This window comes from Mesorhizobium sp. BR115XR7A (assembly GCF_020165315.1).
GTDB lineage: Bacteria > Pseudomonadota > Alphaproteobacteria > Rhizobiales > Rhizobiaceae > Mesorhizobium > Mesorhizobium australicum.
Window position 1 is genome coordinate 275,911 of the sequence record NZ_JAIUHW010000008.1, and the last position, 17,114, is coordinate 293,024.

The 17,114-nt window shown below is 59.7% G+C and carries 14 protein-coding genes and 1 tRNA gene; 5 read left to right on the top strand and 10 right to left on the bottom strand.

Going from position 1 to position 17,114, the window contains the following annotated elements; translation table 11 throughout:
- Positions 1-21: 21 nt before the first annotated feature.
- Entirely contained in the window at positions 22-1,488 is a 1,467-nt protein-coding gene (locus LB557_RS18995; RefSeq protein WP_140660718.1) for an alpha-glucosidase/alpha-galactosidase, read from the bottom strand.
- A 248-nt stretch (positions 1,489-1,736) separates the two neighbouring features.
- Between LB557_RS18995 and LB557_RS19000 the strand changes: the two genes are divergently transcribed.
- Positions 1,737-2,612 carry an AraC family transcriptional regulator gene (locus LB557_RS19000; RefSeq protein ID WP_224642775.1) on the top strand — a complete coding sequence of 292 codons (876 nt, stop codon included), beginning with the start codon at positions 1,737-1,739 and terminating at the stop codon, positions 2,610-2,612.
- A 17-nt stretch (positions 2,613-2,629) separates the two neighbouring features.
- On the opposite strand, the gene LB557_RS19005 is transcribed toward LB557_RS19000, so the two are convergent.
- The 5 genes from LB557_RS19005 to LB557_RS19025 all read right to left on the bottom strand — a co-directional run bounded on the left by LB557_RS19005 (position 2,630) and on the right by LB557_RS19025 (position 8,841).
- A complete protein-coding gene (locus LB557_RS19005) occupies positions 2,630-4,657 on the bottom strand; it encodes an aldo/keto reductase (protein WP_224642774.1) in 2,028 nt (675 codons plus the stop codon).
- A gap of 36 nt (positions 4,658-4,693) precedes the next feature.
- Positions 4,694-5,773, bottom strand: coding sequence for an ABC transporter ATP-binding protein (locus tag LB557_RS19010; protein ID WP_224642773.1), 1,080 nt, complete (start codon positions 5,771-5,773; stop codon positions 4,694-4,696).
- 8 nt (positions 5,774-5,781) lie between these two features.
- Complete coding sequence (locus tag LB557_RS19015) at positions 5,782-6,618, bottom strand: carbohydrate ABC transporter permease (RefSeq protein ID WP_224642772.1); 837 nt, start codon at positions 6,616-6,618, stop codon at positions 5,782-5,784.
- Complete coding sequence (locus LB557_RS19020; protein ID WP_140614692.1) at positions 6,615-7,475, bottom strand: carbohydrate ABC transporter permease; 861 nt, start codon at positions 7,473-7,475, stop codon at positions 6,615-6,617. The genes LB557_RS19015 and LB557_RS19020 overlap by 4 nt, the downstream gene beginning before the upstream one ends.
- Before the next feature lie 94 nt (positions 7,476-7,569).
- On the bottom strand, positions 7,570-8,841 hold the full coding sequence (locus tag LB557_RS19025; RefSeq protein ID WP_140660714.1) for an ABC transporter substrate-binding protein: 1,272 nt from the start codon (positions 8,839-8,841) through the stop codon (positions 7,570-7,572).
- A gap of 104 nt (positions 8,842-8,945) precedes the next feature.
- Here LB557_RS19025 and LB557_RS19030 point away from each other — a divergent pair, with 104 nt between their 5' ends.
- The 3 genes from LB557_RS19030 (at position 8,946) to LB557_RS19040 (ending at position 11,523) form a co-directional block, all read left to right on the top strand.
- Positions 8,946-9,818: a helix-turn-helix domain-containing protein gene (locus LB557_RS19030; RefSeq protein ID WP_224593732.1), complete on the top strand. Its 873-nt coding sequence runs from the start codon at positions 8,946-8,948 to the stop codon at positions 9,816-9,818.
- Between the two features lie 172 nt (positions 9,819-9,990).
- Positions 9,991-10,066: transfer RNA gene (locus LB557_RS19035), tRNA-Phe, on the top strand.
- Between the two features lie 212 nt (positions 10,067-10,278).
- A complete protein-coding gene (locus tag LB557_RS19040) occupies positions 10,279-11,523 on the top strand; it encodes a tyrosine-type recombinase/integrase (protein WP_051371565.1) in 1,245 nt (414 codons plus the stop codon).
- 387 nt (positions 11,524-11,910) lie between these two features.
- Here the strand turns inward: LB557_RS19040 and LB557_RS19045 are convergent, their stop codons facing one another.
- The 4 genes from LB557_RS19045 to LB557_RS19060 form a co-directional block, all read right to left on the bottom strand.
- Positions 11,911-13,005 (bottom strand): hypothetical protein, encoded by a 1,095-nt coding sequence (locus tag LB557_RS19045; RefSeq protein WP_152536311.1) that lies wholly within the window; start codon positions 13,003-13,005, stop codon positions 11,911-11,913.
- Positions 13,006-13,081: 76 nt separating this feature from the next.
- Entirely contained in the window at positions 13,082-14,974 is a 1,893-nt protein-coding gene (locus tag LB557_RS19050; protein WP_027033472.1) for a hypothetical protein, read from the bottom strand.
- A gap of 18 nt (positions 14,975-14,992) precedes the next feature.
- Entirely contained in the window at positions 14,993-16,111 is a 1,119-nt protein-coding gene (locus tag LB557_RS19055; protein ID WP_027033471.1) for a hypothetical protein, read from the bottom strand.
- Between the two features lie 103 nt (positions 16,112-16,214).
- Entirely contained in the window at positions 16,215-16,574 is a 360-nt protein-coding gene (locus tag LB557_RS19060) for a helix-turn-helix domain-containing protein (RefSeq protein ID WP_157279971.1), read from the bottom strand.
- Positions 16,575-16,609: 35 nt separating this feature from the next.
- Between LB557_RS19060 and LB557_RS19065 the strand changes: the two genes are divergently transcribed.
- Positions 16,610-17,107, top strand: coding sequence for an NADAR family protein (locus LB557_RS19065; RefSeq protein ID WP_032925939.1), 498 nt, complete (start codon positions 16,610-16,612; stop codon positions 17,105-17,107).
- The last annotated feature ends 7 nt before the right edge of the window (positions 17,108-17,114 follow it).

The following is a 17,114-nucleotide window of genomic DNA, read 5'->3' on the forward strand; positions in this document are numbered from 1 at the left end:
ATCCGCCGCCGCGCCCGGTTCTCAGACGGCCTGCTTCAGCGCGGCCTTTTCGGCGCGCAGTTCCTCGATCGAGCGCACGCTTCGCCGCGCGGCTCCGGCCCATTCCCGCGTCTTGACCGTGGATTTCGACAGCCTCTCCTTGGCTGCCGGAACCGCATGGGCATATTGCGGCAGCCATTGCGCCTGGGCGACGACCATTTCGTCGACCATCTGCCAGACCTCCTCCGGCGTCGACACCGCGCCGACCAGCGGGTCATGCAGCACGGCAAGCTTCAGAAGATCGATGTCGCCAGATATCGCCGCGTGGACCGACATGCGCTGGACGTTGATCGAGGCCATGCAAGTAGCGGCACAGGCTTCCGGCAACGTGATGCCGGCGGCCATGTTGATGCCGAAACGATCGACGAAACCGGGTGACTCGATGATGGCGTCCCGTGGCAGATTGGTGATGACGCCGTCATTCCTGACGTTGAAGTGGCCACGATAGACGCGGTTGGTTTCCAGCGCCTCCAATATGTGGCTCGCATGCTCATTCGAGCGCCTTGATGCGTCGATCGGTTTCGACGCCGCTTCGAGGAATTGCGGATATTCGGTCTCGAACCAGTTGCGGGTTTCCGTGGAATAGCGGAGGTAGCCGCCGGTCTCGCCATGGATCCAGTCGGACATGTCGATCCAGCGCGTGATCTCGTCGGGGCGCTTGCGGTACCAAGGCAGATATTCGGAGAGATGGCCGTTGCTTTCGGTCGAATAGACGCCGAAGCGCTTGAGCACATCGATGCGCAGCTTTTCCTGCTGGGAATAGACCGGATGTGCCTCGAAGGCGGCAATTAGCTCATCCCTATCAATCTTGCGGCCGTTCAGCCGCAAATCGATGAACCAGGTCTGGTGGTTGATGCCGGAACAGACATAGTCGAGTTCCCGCGGCGATTTCGCGCCCAGCACCTCGGCGATCTGTTCGGCTCCGTGCTGGACGCCATGGCAGAGACCGACCGTGTCGACCTTGCCGTATTCGATCGCCGCCCAGGTGTTCATCGCCATCGGGTTGGCATAGTTGAGGAATTTGGCGTTGGTATCGGCGACTTCGCGGATGTCCTTGCAGAAATCCAGGATCACCGGAATGTTGCGCTGACCGTAGAGAATACCGCCGGCGCAGATCGTGTCGCCGACGCATTGGTCGATGCCGTATCTCAAGGGAATGCGGATATCATCGGCATAAGCTTCGAGGCCGCCGACCCGCACGCAGCTTATGATGTAGCGCGCGCCCTCGAGCGCCTTGCGGCGGTCGGTCGTCGCGGTCACCCTCGTTGGCAGATTGTTCGCCTCGACGATCCTGTCGAGGATCGCCTTGATCATCGCGAGATTGTGCTCGCTGATGTCGGTCAGCGCGAATTCGATGTCCTTGAATTCCGGCACGCACAATATGTCGGTGAACAGCTTCTTCGTGAAACCGACGCTGCCGGCGCCGATAATAGCGATTTTGAAACTCATCACCTTCACCTCGGTCCAATCGAATGCTAGGCAAGGAGCAGCAAGGGAAGAAAGATGGCCACACGCCTTTGGGCGCATGCCATTCAAGCCGGAATCCGGCTTTTCTCTCCTCCCGCCCGCTCCTCGTTCGCAGGCTATTCGCGTTCTTCGAGGCGCGATTATGCGCTTATTCGCGGGCGCGGCCAGAGAAGGATTATGCTTTCAGGGGTAATTTTGTGCTGCGGGATTTAATCGCCAACGGAGAGTCAATGCGGACCGTCTCGCTGCCGCGCGGCCGCCAGCGCCTGCATGCCATGCCGACGAGCACGGGCTATGAGGTGCGCGAGGACGTGACCTATGACTGGGACGGGCGAAAGCGCGGTCAGACACCGTTCACCGTCCTGCAGCATACGATCGGCGGTACCGGCCGGTTGCGCTACGAAAACCGCGATTACCGCCTGCAGACGAACGACACGCTGCTGGTGCTGGTGCCGCACAACCACCGCTACTGGCTGGCCAGGGGCGAGCGCTGGGAATATTTCTGGATCTCGATGAACGGCGAGGAGGCGTTGCGCGTCCACAAGTCGATCCTCGACGTGTCGGGACCGGTCTTTCGGCTGCAGTCGGCGACGATCGATCATCTTGCCGATTGCAGTCTGCGTCTTATCAAAGGGGCCGCTACTCCAGGCGCTGCTTCGGCGATCGCCTACGAGGCGGCGATGGCGCTCTACGACGATGTGTTCGGCTCGCACGCCTTTGCCGAAAAACAGAGTGCCATGCAGCCGGTCATCGATCATATCAACGCCAATCTCGACAAAGCCCTGCCGGTGGCGGACCTTGTCCAGATCAGCGGACTGAGCCGGGCTCATTTCTCACGCTGCTTCGCCGAGAGCGAAGGCCTGCCGCCCGCCGAGTTCGTGCTGCAGCAGCGGCTGCAGCGGGCGGCGAAATTGCTGACCAAGGCCGATTTCCTGCCGGTGAAGGAAGTGGCCATCCTGTGCGGGTTCGAGGATGCGAATTATTTTTCGAAGGTCTTTCGCCGCCTCTACGGCACGACGCCCAGCCAGTTCCGCACCACCGGCATGTATGCCAGCTTGCGAACGCCGGCCAGGCGCGGCGCCAAGGTGTCGGACGACGAGACCTGACGCCGCTTGAGACCTAATCAGGCCGCGTGCAGGCTGCCGCCGTCCAGCCACTCGAGTTCGGCCGGCGAAAGCGCGATGTCCAGCGCCCGCAGGCTGTCGTCCAGTTCGCCCAGCGTGCGCGGCCCGATCAACGGGACCGATGGGAAAGGCTGGTTGAGGACATAGGCCAGCGCAATATGGATCGGGCTCTTGCGCAGCCTGGCGGCGAGTTCGATCGCCCGGTCGCGGCGGCCGAAATTGCGCTCGGAGTACCAGACCCGCACCAGTTCCTCGCTGTCCAGCCTGTCGCGCCCGGCGCGGTCGGTGAAGAAGCCGCGTCCCTGGCTCGACCAGGCGAAATTCGGCATCTGCCTGGATGTCAGCCAGGCTTTCCAGTCGTCGGTGGAGGAGGTGATGCAGCCGGCCCAGATCGGCTCCAGCATTTCGGCCAGCGAAAAATTGTTGGAGAGCGCGCCGGGCTTCTGCTTGCCAGTGCGCTCGGCATAGGCAATGGCCTCGTCCATGCGCTGCATCGTCCAGTTGGAGCCGCCGAAGGGACCGCGAATACGCCCGGCCTTGACCTCCGCGTCCATGGCGTCGACGAACTCGCCGACCGGCACGTCCGGATTGTCGCGATGCATGAAATAGATGTCGACATGGTCGGTCTGCAGACGGTCGAGCGACTGGGCAAGCTGCTTTGCGATCACGTCGGGATAGCAGAGCGGCGAGTGCGCGCCTTTGGCGATGATCACCGACTGCTCGCGCACGCCACGGTTTCTCAGCCATTGGCCGAGCAGCGTCTCGGTGTAGCCGCCGCCATAGACGTAGCCGGTGTCGAACAGATTGCCGCCAGCCTCGAAAAAGGCATCGAGCAGGATCGACCCGGAGGAGAAGGTGCGGAAATCCTCGAAGCCGAGCGCCACCACGGAGGTCGGTTTCGGCAGGCCCGGAATGGTGCGCTTGCCGATCGCGGTGCCGCCGGGCCGCAGAGGTCGGCCGGAGATGGTGTTGGTGCGCAGCGAGGCCTTCTCGATCTCATACTCCAGCCCCACCGCCGCGCGCCATCTGTCTAGCACGCGCAAGGTGCCGAGGCTGTCGGCCCAGCCCATGCCCGGCCAGGCGAATTCCTGTCGCCCGGCGCGGATCGCCTCGCCGGCGGCATCGACCTCGAAGGAATAGACATGGCGCTTCTCGTTGACGCTGATGGTCTCTTGCGCGCCGTCGGCGCCGATCACGTCGATCCGGCCGAGGCCGACATCGCGGTCGCCGCCGGCGAACCAGAAGTCCGGCACCTCGATGCGGCCCTTGGTGCCGAAGATGCGCAGCACGTTGTCCTGGTTCAGCGAGATACTGCAGGAAACCTCGGCGACGATGCCACCGGGGAAATGCAGGACAGCGGAGGCCCATTCGTCGACGCCGGACTGGCCAAGGTGGGCGGCGCCCACCACCTTGTCGGGTTCGGCGAATGGCTCTCCCGCGGCAGCGCCGGCAATGAGACGCACCATCGACACGGGATAGCCGCCGACGTCGAGGATGCCGCCGCCGGCGAGGTCGTTGGCGTAGAGCCGGTGCTCCGGCATGAAATCAGGCATGGCGAAGCCGAAGCTCGACTTGATCATCCTGATCTCGCCGATGACGCCGGACTTGACCAGGCCTACCAGTTGCAGCGTCTGCGGATGCAGCCGGTACATGAAGGCTTCGCCGAGAAAGGTGCCGGCCTTGCGCGCCGCATGCATCATGGCGTCGGCCTCGAACGCGGTCAGCCCCAGCGGCTTTTCGCAAAGCACATGTTTTCCGGCTTCCGCCGCCCGGATCGCCCATTGCGCGTGGCCGGGATGCGGCACCGCGATATAGATCGCGTCGATCTCCGGATCGGCGAGAAGAGCGTCGTAACCGTCGAGGATGCGGGCGCCGGGAAAGCTCTCGGCCAGACCCGGCTTGCCGGGGTTGCGCGCGCCGATGGCGACCAGTTTCCCGGTGCGGGAACCGGCGACGCCGCCGGCAAAGGCCTTGGCGATGCCGCCCGGCCCAAGAATCCCCCAGCGAATGGGCGTTGATGCAGTCATGTCATTCTCCTTGCGGGCTTGGAAAGGGGCGGCCGGTCAGCGCAGCCGCAGCCCCTTTTCGTCGAACAGGTAGGATTTGCGGATGGAAACGGTGACCTCCGAGGTGTCGGGAATCTTTGCCGCGTCGCGCTGGATCACCACATCCTCGCCATGGGTCGTTCGGGCATAGAGGAAGCTCGTGCCGCCGAGGTGCTCGACCACGTCGATGGCGGCGGTGAGGTCGGCGTCGCCTTCACCGGCGCTGCCAAAATGTTCCGGCCGCACGCCGACGATGACTTTGCTACCCAGTTCAGGCCCTGCGCATTTCAACGGTTGCGTGATGCGGGTTTTCTCCTCGCCGGCCAGCTCGACCACGACCCCTTTTTCATCACGCCCGACAATATGGGCCTTGATGAAATTCATCTTCGGCGAACCGACAAAGCCGGCCACGAACATATTGTCGGGATTGTCATAGAGCTCCAGCGGCCTGCCGATCTGCTCGATATGGCCGGCGCGCAGCACGACGATCCGGTCGGCCAGCGTCATCGCCTCGGTCTGGTCGTGGGTGACATAGACCATGGTGGCGCCGAGTTCCTTGTGGAGCCTTGAAATCTCGACCCGCATCTGGACACGCAGTTCGGCATCGAGATTGGAGAGCGGCTCGTCGAACAGGAACACTTGCGGCTCGCGCACGATGGCGCGGCCGATGGCGACACGCTGGCGCTGGCCACCAGAAAGTTTTTTCGGACGACGATCCATCAATTCGCTGATGCGCAGGATCTCGGCCGCGCGCTTCACCCGCCGCTCGGTGTCGGCCTTGGGGTTGCCGGTCATGCGCAGCCCGAAGGAGAGATTCTGCTCGACGCTCATATGCGGATAGAGCGCGTAGGACTGGAACACCATGGCGATGCCGCGGTCGGCCGGCTCGACATCGTTGACCACCTTGCCGCCGATGGCGATCTCGCCGCCGCTGATGTCCTCCAGCCCGGCGATCATCCTGAGCAGCGTGGACTTGCCGCAGCCCGACGGGCCGACGAAGACGACGAACTCGCCGTCGGCGATGTCGATGTTGGCGCCGTGGACGACTTCGAACGCGCCGAAGCGCTTGGCGACATTGGTGAGGATAACGGTTGCCATTCTGCCCCTTACTTGACCGCGCCGGCGGCGATGCCGGCGATGAAATGACGCTGCAGGAGCACGAAGACGACGAGCATCGGCACGGTCAGCATGACCGCGCCCGCCATGATGCCGCCCCACGACACTTTGGTCAGGCCGATCAGCGTGCCAAGCGCCACGGGTGCTGTCATCGAACCCGGCTGGCTGTTGATCAGAAGTGGCCACAGATAATTATTCCAGGAGGCGAGGAACAGGATGATGCAGAGCGCCGCCAGCATCGGCCGCGCCAGAGGCAAGGCGATGAAGACGAAGATCCGCCACTCCTTGACGCCCTCGACGCGGGCCGCATCGAACAGATCGTCCGGCATCATCGAAAAACTCTGGCGCATGAACAGCACGCCCAGCGAATTGAACAGCGGCGGCACGATCAGCGCCACCCAGGTGTTGGCAAGCTTGAAGTCGCGCGCCACCATGATGAATTGCGGGATCAGCACCACCGCATAGGGCAGCGTGATGGTGCCCAGGATGATGGCCACGACCACGCTTTTGCCGAAGAACTGGTAGCGGGCCAGCGCCCAGCCGGCCATCGAGGTCAACAGCACCGACAAGACGGTGTAGGTCACCGCCACGCAAACGGAGATGACGATGGCGCCGACGAAGTCTGTGTCGCGCTGCAAATTGTTGAAATTGTCGATGAAATTGCCGCGCGGCAACAGTTCGATGCCCGGGCTGAATATGCCATTGTCGGGCATGGTCGAGAACACCACCATCATCCACAGCGGAAACAACCAGATCAGCGCCAGCGGCGTCAGGAAGAGGTGCAGTGCGATGCTTCGTTTCAGTCTTGCCGACGAGAGCGAACTCATTTCGGTTCCCTCGTCAGCCATAGCTGCACCAGCGTGATGGCGATCGCCAGCCCGGCCATGGTGTAGGCGACGGCAGAGGCATAGCCGAAATTGAGCGAGCGGAAGCCCTGGCGGTAAAGCAGCAGACCGAGCGTCTCGGTGCCGCCGCCCGGCCCGCCGCGCTCGGTGATCAGGAACGGCTCGGTGAACAATTGCATGGTGCCGATGATCGACAGCACGGCGCAGAAGACGATGACCGGCTTCAACAGCGGCAGGGTGATGTAGAAGAATTGCTTGAGCTTGCTTACCCGGTCGAGCGTCGCTGCCTCGTAGACATCCTCGGGAATGGACTGCATGCCGGCCAGCAGGATGATGGCGTTGTAGCCGGCCCAGCGCCAGGTGACCGCGATCATGATCAGCGCCATGGCCGGCGTGACATTGGAAAACCAGTCGACCTTGGGCAGGCCGATGCTGTTCAGCAGCTTGTTGACGATCCCGAAATCGAGGCTGAACATCAGCCGGAACACCGCCGAATAAGCGACCTCGCCGACCACCACCGGGGCGAAGAAGGCGAAGCGGTAGAGGCCGCGCGCCTTGAGCAGCGGCGAATTCAGAAGCACCGCCATCACCATGGCCAGCGCGATCATCACCGGAACCTGGATGACGAGGATGAGCAGCGTGTTCTTCAGCGCGTTGAAGAAGGCGGGGTCGCCGATCAGCCGGCCCCAGTTGAAACCGGGCGCGAAGCGCCACGGCACGGTGCGCGTCGCCTGGAACGAGATCAGGAACGAGGAGATGATCGGCCACACCCAGAAGATGGCGAAGATCAGGAGATAGGGCGTAAGGAAGCGATAGGCCGTGGCATTGCGTGCGCGCATCTTTTGTCCTCCTTCATCCCTGGCGTTGAAAGCAAGCGTGCAAGCGGCGGGTCCAGGACGACATAGCTGCCGTCCCGGACCCTGTCCTGGGAGTTCAGGACTTGACAGGCAGCCCAGTCGCCGAGGCGATCTGGCTGGCGGCATCGTCGAGTGCCGCCTTGGCGTCGGGATATCCGCCGGCGAGATATTTGGTCTGCACGGCGCGCACGATGATCTCGGCATCGCTCTGGAACTGCGTGCCGCGGCTCGGAACGACCTTGGGCAAGGTGCCCAGAATATCCTTCCACACCGCCTGGCCGCCCCAGTAGGGCTGGCCCTGGCTGACATAAGGGTCGTTCAGGGCCGAGACCAGCGATGGGACGAGGCCGAACTCCTTCAGCATGGTGATCTGGCCTTCATTGGTGCCGAGCGTGTATTTCAAATACTCGTAGGCCGCTTCCTTGTTCTTAGACGCCGAGGTGATGGCGAGCGACGAACCGCCGAGATTGGCGGCGTGCGGCCCGTCCGCGGTCAGGCTCGGCATCAGGTAGACGCCCCATTTGCCGTTTTCGCCGGCCGATTCGGTGCGGATGGTGCCTTCGTACCAGCCGCCATAGACCTGGGTGGCGACGGTTCCGGCGGTGTTGTTGGTGATCTTGGTGCCCCAGTCGGCCGACGAGACGATGCCCGCGTCCTTCATCTCCTTGACCTTGGTCATGGCGTCGACGCATTTGGGCTGGTTGACCGTGATCGACTGGCCGTCCTCGGCGAAATAGGCGCAGCCCTGTTCGTTGGAGATCATGCGGAAGAATTCACTGTCGCCGTTGAAATCGGCATTGGTCATCGAGACCCCTGGATTGGCGGCCTGGATCTTCTTGCCGGCGGCGATGAAATCGTCCCAGGTCTTGATCGATGCCGGATCGACGCCAGCCTTTTCATAGAAGTCGCGGCGATAGAAGGCGGCGACCGGGCCGGAATCCCACGGCATGGCATAGGCCTTGTCGCCGACTTCGAGTTCGGTACGCTTGAAATCGGGGAATTTCTTCTGGTCTTCCGCTGTGTAGCCCAACGTGTGCAGGTCGACGAAACAGTCGGGGAACTGGCTCCAGTAATTCTCGGCCTCGCCGTTCTCGATGGTCACGATATCGGGCAGGCCGACGCCGCCGGCCGCGCACCCGGCGATCGACTTGTCATAGGTCGGCTGGTTGCCGAGATCCTGGACCGTGACCTTGATGTCGGGATGGACCTTGTTGAAACCGGCAACCGTTGCCTTCAGCGACGAGGCGGCGATGTTCCAGCTCCAGATGGTGATTTCGCCGGATTGCGCGAAGGCCGGGGCTGAGCCCAAGGCAAGCGCGAGCGCGGCGCAGGACAGTGTGATGCGCATTGAAATCCTCCCATTTCATTTGCTCTCTCTGCGAGCCTGGCTAGACTAGGCACCGGCAAAGGCCTGTCCCGGACAAAGGGAATACGAAATTGGCGGAAAGTAAGATGCCCGAACGGCCGTTTTACCAGCCTGGTGCCAGCAGTGTGGAAGGCCTGCCGCTGCTGTTGCAGATGTTCCACACCAATCCGCTGGTGATGCTGAAGCCGCATTGGCATGCCCAGGTCGAGGTGAATTTCATCGTCCGCGGCTCCGTCCACTACCGCATGAACGAGCACGAAATCTCGCTCTCGGCCGGCGAGATGTGCCTGTTCTGGGGCGGCCTGCCGCACCAGATGGACGATTTGAGCGACGACGCCGTCTATGCCGGCGCGCACCTGCCGCTGGTGCATTTCTTCCGGCTGCACCTGCCGGCGGATATACGCCACCGGCTGATGACGGGCGCGACGCTGGTGACCAGCGCCACCGATCAATCCGACAATGACAATTTCGCCCGCTGGAACCGCTACGCCCGTTCGGGCGACCCGGCCAAGACCGAGCATGCCGTCAACGAACTCCTGCTGCGGCTGGAGCGGGTGCGGTTCGAGCCCTATCGGCTGGTGCCGGAAAACGCCGCCGGGCAGGAGGCGGGCAGCCCCTTCGACCAGCAGTCCTCACGCAATGTCGGGCGCATGTGCGATTTCATCGCCGAAAATTTCCTCTACGAGATCGATTGCATGAACATAGCGGCCGCCGCCGATATCCACCCCAAATACGCCATGAGCCTGTTCAAGAAATCAACCGGCATGACGCTCAACGAATACGTCAACCTGTTGCGGCTGAGCTACGCGCAGGCGCTTCTGATGCATCAGGACGCCAATGTGCTGCGGGTCGCCATGGACTCGGGCTTCGGCTCGCTCAGCGCCTTCAACAAATCCTTCCGCAAGCTGGCCGGCATGACCCCATCCGACTTCCGCAAGGGGCTGCCAAGCGCCAGATAGGCGGGCGCACGGCATGGAAACCGACCCATCGGGCGACATTTCTTTTCCTGCGGGAAATCCACATCTGGGCGCTGGACAGGCCGGATTCCCATGCTATAACCCACGCGCTTTCAAGGGGCGCCCACGGTGCCTTCATGAAATCCGGAGCGCGAGTTTTCGTTAGCCGGAACAGGCCCAGATAGCTCAGTTGGTAGAGCAGCGGACTGAAAATCCGCGTGTCGGTGGTTCGAATCCGCCTCTGGGCACCATCCCCTCTTCTCCCGACAGTCTCTTTCGCCGAAGCCTCTACGCTTCTGTCTCGGCAACTAGCTGAAATCCTTACTGATTTCGGCGCGCAAAGCGCGGATGGTCGGGTTTTGTGGAATTTCGGCGCAGTTGGTCCAACGAGGCGGGGGGCTGGTATTTTCGGTGGTATTGGAGATGCTGATGGTATCGCTGCAGCCAAATGGAGGTCCCGAAAATGGCCCTTTCCGACGTAAAATGCCGAAATGCCCGACCCATTTCTAAGCTCGTAAAATTGTCTGACGGTGGCGGGCTCCAGCTTTGGGTGCAGCCTACCGGATCTCGCCTATGGCGCCTCGCCTATCGTTTTGGCGGCAAACAGAAGCTTCTGGCGTTGGGCAGCTATCCCCTCATCTCCCTCGCTGAGGCACGCGAGGCGCGCGATGCCGCCAAACGTCTCCTCCTACGTGGCATCGACCCCGCACAGGAGCGTAAGTCGCAAAAGGCTTCGGCGGAGGACACCTTTCGCTCAATCGCGGAGGACTATGTCGACAAGCTGAAGAAGGAGGGACGTGCCGACCGGACCATCACCAAGGTCAAATGGTTGCTCGACTTTGCCTATCCAACGTTTGGGAACAAAAGCGTTCGGGAGATCGATCCGGCCACAATTCTTGTCGCTCTCCGCAGCGTGGAGGTTCGCGGTCGATACGAGTCGGCAAGGCGACTGCGCTCCACCATCGGCAGCGTGTTTCGATATGCAATCGCAACCGCACGCGCCGATGTAGATCCGACGATCGCCCTGAGGGGCGCACTGGTCGGTCCGACGGTCACCCCGCGTGCCGCAGTTACCGATCCTAAGGCCTTGGGAGGCTTGCTGAGGGCGATTAATGCATTTGACGGACAGCCTACCACCCGAGCCGCTCTGAAGCTGATGGCCCTGCTGTTTCCCCGCCCCGGCGAGCTGCGCGCGGCCGAATGGGACGAGTTCGATTTCGAAAGCGCAGTGTGGAGCATCCCTGAAGGACGCATGAAGATGCGACGGCCGCACCGCGTACCTCTTTCCAGACAGGCCGTCAGCGTCCTGACCTCACTTAGAGAAATCTCTGATGGTGGAGCACTGGTGTTTCCCAGTGTTCGGTCGCGTTCGCGTCCGATTTCTGACAACACGCTTAACGCTGCCTTGCGCCGTATGGGCTACGGCAAAGAAGAAGCTACCGCGCATGGTTTTCGAGCAACGGCATCAACTCTGCTAAACGAATGTGGAAAGTGGCATCCGGACGCCATAGAACGGCAGCTGGCCCACATTGAGAGCAACGACGTTCGTCGGGCCTACGCCCGGGCGGAGCACTGGGAAGAGCGCATCAAGATGATGCAATGGTGGGCCGATTATCTGGATGAACTCGAGAGCAAAGACGCGGGGGTAATCTCGATTGGGGGACACGGCAAATCCACCGTCCATACGCCGTCGCGAGATCTACGTTGAATCCAACATCGACGGTCGACCAAACGCCGAGACAAATCTCCAACCTCCGAAAATCACACTGAACCCCATCGAAAAACCGAAAGTGGGCGACCAATGTGACAGAACCGGATGGTCATCGTTTTCCACATTAAATCAATATTTTAGCGTCTGGTTCGCCACACATTTCCTTCGTATTCTCTCGTATGGTCTGGCGAACCTAAGGACCAGGAGGAGGACTAGTATTCCCTCCGCGGCGTCTCGTCGGCCCACAAGAAGGGTCGATTAACCGTGACGAACGTGGCTGGTTTGGGGCCGAGACCGGAACGGCGACTTTCGAAAGGCGAAAACGAGTAACCAGCCATTCCGGTGGTTCAGCCTCCAACGGGCCAGCATGATCATCATTCGGTGTTATGTTGCCGCCGTCACTGCTGCCGACGCGGTGGCTGGAATCGGCTCCTCCCATTCCCCGCGTATCCACAACGAGTGAAGTTCAAAATCGGCAGTTTCAGCATTTTGCTCGGGATCTCCATATACAGCTGTCTCGACATAGGGGATGCCTACGTCAAAGCGGTCGCTAGAGCCCTTTCCAAACTTATGATCATAACACGCGAGCAACACGCCAATCGAAAGCAGCTTTGATGAGAGAGGCGACACAAACAGCTTACAGCCACCCATAGGTTTGAGAGCTTTTTTGTATCGTTCCATGGCCGTAAATATTTGGCGGTAAGCCTCGAACGGATTGTATTCGCTTGCTAGCAAGATGTTTGCCGGCTCCACCTTGAAGTCGTCGAACAGAGTGTCACGGTGCTCACCAACCACCTCGTCCCCTCGCCGTGGCTTTCTCGTAGGAAAAGGGATAACCGGGCAAATCTCATCCGGGTTCACATGGTCTTGTATGAGATGCAGTCGGTCACGCTGACCCTCACCCAAAACAGGAAACCACACCCGCGGCCAATTCTGAGTAGTCTGCTCTTCAAGATGTCCGGAGAAGCCAAGGACGAAGGTTACGCTGTCCCTGAGACTGCCTTTTGCCGCGCCGAGATCCGCAGAAACACTCTCGGATGTGGTCACGTGAAGATTTACGCTTGGGCCGTTGGCTTCGGCCAGCTTATCAAGTTTGAAGAGAAGAACGCTGACAGCGGTAAGTGCCACCATGCGCGGCATAGCGCTGATGTCGACAATGACATCGTCAAAGTCGCGACAATCTCCCGCTCTGTCCAATGAAGCTTTGGTATTTCGTGGAGTTACAGCAGCGCCTACGGGGCCTCCAATCTCGATCGGCACTGCAACGATCTTTTCCGCGGGAACGAGTTTCAAGAGTCCTTCGTGGTTGGTCGCCGTGAGTTCCGATCGCTTCGGGCTGTCGCCCAATCCGTTGTCGAACACCAACTGCCAGACCGATATATCGGCGTCCAGGGCATGCAAGCGTCGAGCAGTTTCAAGAGTTCTGACGTCGAAACCGCGACCAATCACGAGAAGGACCTTACGCTTCTTGGCCGACAAGCGCCGTCGCCAGAACATGGTGAAATCGGAGTCGAGTGTGAGGGAGTAGGGATCCCATCGCATTGCCGGGCTCGGACTAGACAAGAGTTGCCTCCTCGGCCACGGCGATTGCCTTCGCTCCTGCTTCTTGCCAGTGAAGCAAGCTCTTCAGTGTTTGATGTCTCCAGCCGCCGTAACCAAGTGGCAGGCCAAAATGTACGCAGAGAAGACGGTTCAGATAGAACACGACATATTCCCGACCATTATTTCTATGGTCGAGACGTGGCATCAGTAGGTTATGCGACACGAGAGACGTCATGACGTCTCGAAGTCGAATAAAATGCGAGATTTCAGCGTCCTCGCTGTCAATTATCAGTTTTCGATCGTCCATCGTGATCGCAATTCCGGTGACGCCGGGTGCGTAGGGGGCGCTGCTTCTGAAAGTCTGTTGGCGGCAGTATTCGCCGATTGCTTCGAGCAGGCGGCGCGCCTCGACACCACGCGGAAGGCGGCGCGGAAGCCCGTCCCACCGATCCTTCGCAACGCCCCGGATCAGTGCGTCCTGTCGCGCTGCCGTGAGTGGCACCGGCTGATCTCGGTGAAACCGGATTTTCGCAGAGATTTCTTCAAACAATGCGCCTGCCACCTCCAGATACTGGTCCACATTGGAGGATGATACGGCGCTCAAAGACTCACGGCCGAAATAGATTGGCGCTCCCACATCTGTTCGCAGAAAGTGTTCTGCTGCTCGGTCCGTGCCGCTGCCTGATCGTGCTCCGAACTCATCCAATGTCAATGAATCGAAATCGAAGCTTGTCTGGGTTCGTCTCGTATCTCTTATGACCAGAATTTTGAGCAACTGCCATTTGAAGGCGCGTTCGAGAAGGTTGCCGCTTAGCCCGCGAGCATTGGCAAGCCAATTCGAATAACGAGGGCCAACGCCGGCCATCTTAACAACTTCGGCCTCGATCTCCGCCGTACGGCCAGTGAGAGCGGTCTCCAAGCTCGGTATGTCGTCGGTTTCACCAATGAGCGGAAACAGCTCGCGCCCTTCGAAACCATCAGCCTTGGCCGCCCGAAGATTGGCGATCGTTTCCACAAATTTGGTATAGGACTTGGTTCTTGTTCCAGACCAACGTTCTTCCAGTTGCACGACGTTCTCGTAATCTCGTTTGCGAAGCGCGCCCTCGGAGAGCAGATCCTTATGCGTAAGAGCCTCTAGCCTTTCAGCGATCCATACTCCGCACTGCTCCCGCGCATTGGTTATGAATTCAATCAGGCTTGCACGCTGTGGAGGAGCCAGTGTCTGGAGTTCGTCCATGAGAAGGACGCGCTTGACGTCCATATCACCCTGCGCGTCGCTTATGCGAACATGCGCAAACCACTTGAGCCCGTCCAAGCGCGCGTGCCCACCTTTTATCGACGCAGGCGAACCGAGATCGTCCATTCGATCGTAGAAATCTCGTTCGATGCGCGACGCCCAGGTAAAAAGCTCCTTTCCTGTAGCGCGGCCCGGAATAGTCGCGTCTGATTCCGGCTCCCATTCGAAGCTGTATTGGTCAAGATCGTCGGGAAATTGACGTTCCGCTCGTTCCAGCACCGACCTGAGTGTCGCGACCACAATTCGAGAATTCAATAGCTCTCGAAAGAGTATATTGCCGCGGTCAAAGGCACTCAGTTCCTTGTACTCACTGGTGAAGACGACCATCGCACCAAGCAATTTCGGTCCGTCGCGACCGATGGCGCCCACCTCCCTCAGCGCGTCGCGCGTCGCCTTCACCTGCTGGTGCTGATCAGCGAGGTTGTCAGTGAGCTTCAGCGGACGCGGCGTAAGAATACGCAGAAACGTAGTCTTTCCGCCACCAGGTGCACTTCGAAGAAAGACGAGACCGTTCCAAGGGTCATCGAAGGACTTGATGACCTCCAAAGCACCCACGCCGAAGAGACGAACAAACTCATCGTCACTCGTCGAGCGCTGGGATGCGCGCATTCGGAATGGATTTCTCACCTACTGTAGCTTTCTGTGGCGGCTAACTCTCGGAAACAGGCCACGAACCGATTGGTCGTCCTCTGCCCAGAGCAGATAGATCGAGTTGTTGGGAGTGTTGTGAGCTAGCACGAGCGGGAGCCTGCAATTCGCGAAACCGTAGCGCTTGCTTGTACCGCCTACTTTAGAATGCTCATCGTCGGCATCGTCGTCAAAATATCGATCATCTGCGACGAGCCCCAGGATTGGGCTGTCGCTTGCATCATCGAGCGGCGTCGTTTCGCCCAGTTTGTGAACCACCTCGAACTCGACTGTGCCCTTGCCGAAGGTCAACTTGGGCAAACGGCTTTCAATGTGCTCGATTGCCTGATCGCCGGCGACATAGAGAATGATGATTATCTTGACGCCGGAATTCGCTATCGCGTCTCCAAGGTTTCCTGCTTTCATTAAGCCGCTAACGATCTTCGCTATCTTCCCGGTCCATCCACCTTGCCCATCCTCTCGAATGAAACTCGTACCACTGCCAGTGAAATCATCGAGCAGTACGATGTACCGGAACCGGGCCTCATGATCGTGGGGTTCTCGACCCAAGATCTTCGTTAGGTGCTTCCGAAGGTCTTGGACCATGCCCTCGCTTTTCGGATCCGAAACGTCATAGGCATGAAAGACTTGCTCATTGGACATCTCTTGCGGATTCGCGCGACGAAACCAGTCTGTTCGCGCACCGTCGCTCAGGCCTAGGACCAGTGTCTGGCGAAGTCGAGTTCGATACTCCACCGTGTCGACGATTGCCTTCACTTTATGTGGATCGACCCCAAGTTCGGTCGCAGTGTCAGCGATTAGGATTGGGCGAATGATCGTCGGGAAGGTAAGCTCCACCAGATGATTCATTTCATCTGTGGATATGAAAAGCAGCCTCTTTCGCACGAAGTTGTAAGCCTCGCGACGCTCTTCACCCCCGGTGAACTGCCCAAGCCAGAGCGCCAGACTCTCGATGAACCGTTTGCCTGGCGAGAACTGCTGATATTCGTCGTATTTGTAACTGGCAAAGCTTTCGAGATAAGCGCGTTCCGCTGCCTTTTCCTCGTCAGACCATTCCATGATTTTTGCCAGCAGGCTTTCCGCCAAATCCTTCCTCATCAGAACTCCCCATGACACCTCTACCCGACCGCAGCGATATACCGCAGGGAGGAGTGCGTTCGTCCAGCGAAATCAACCTGGTCCTTACCTTAATTCACGGGATTCACTTGCGGGTGATTTCGCCAACCGCAGCTATGACTTTTGCAAGCCGCTCCGCACCGGCCGGTGTATTATCCCAAGCACGCCGAATTGAGCGCTCCAGCTTTGCCCAGTTCGGATCGGATGCGTGCCGACTGCGTTTCCATGTCGTTCCTTCACCCTGCGTATTTTGCAGCCCGAGGGTCGTGCAAATTCGCACGACGCTCGCTCCGAACGTAATGAATTGCCCCCGACAAATACGCGAAACTTGGCTAGCGTCGACATCAGCAATGTCAGCCAGTTCCGCGTAAGAAAGGCCTGCTTCTAAGCGCTTTTCATTGATATGGCGGACCAACTCCGCCCTTTCAATTTGCTTCGGCTTCATGTAAATTTGCATGCACTAAACGATGCAAATTTACAATGGAGTTTTTCGTGACGGATGTTGGCCAGGAAATCCGGTTCTATCGTGCCAGCGAGAAGCCTTACGGGGCCTTCAGCAATCTATTCCGGCGCGAGATTGAATTCGAAGGCGAGCGCTTTGCGACGAGCGAGCACGCCTATCAGGCCGGCAAGGCGCGTAAGCCGGAAGTCAAAGCATGGCTTATGGCGGCACCGTCTCCCGCGCTTCTGGCGATGGCGGCGCACGGGCTATATTACTGGGATGTCAGCCCAGGCTGGTCACGGACAAAGTTTGACAGGATGAGGTGCGTGCTCCGAGCCAAGTTCACTCAGCATGAAGATCTTCGCGAATTGCTGGTATCGACGGGCTCAGCTCGACTGATTGAAACTGCGACCGTCGACAATGAGGTGAATCGGCTCTGGGGAGAGGTGAATGGTCAGGGTCGCAATATGCTTGGAGAGCTACTGATGGAACTCCGTGCAAAGCTTCAGAACGACGACGTCTCGAAGGCGGCGTAAGAAGAGC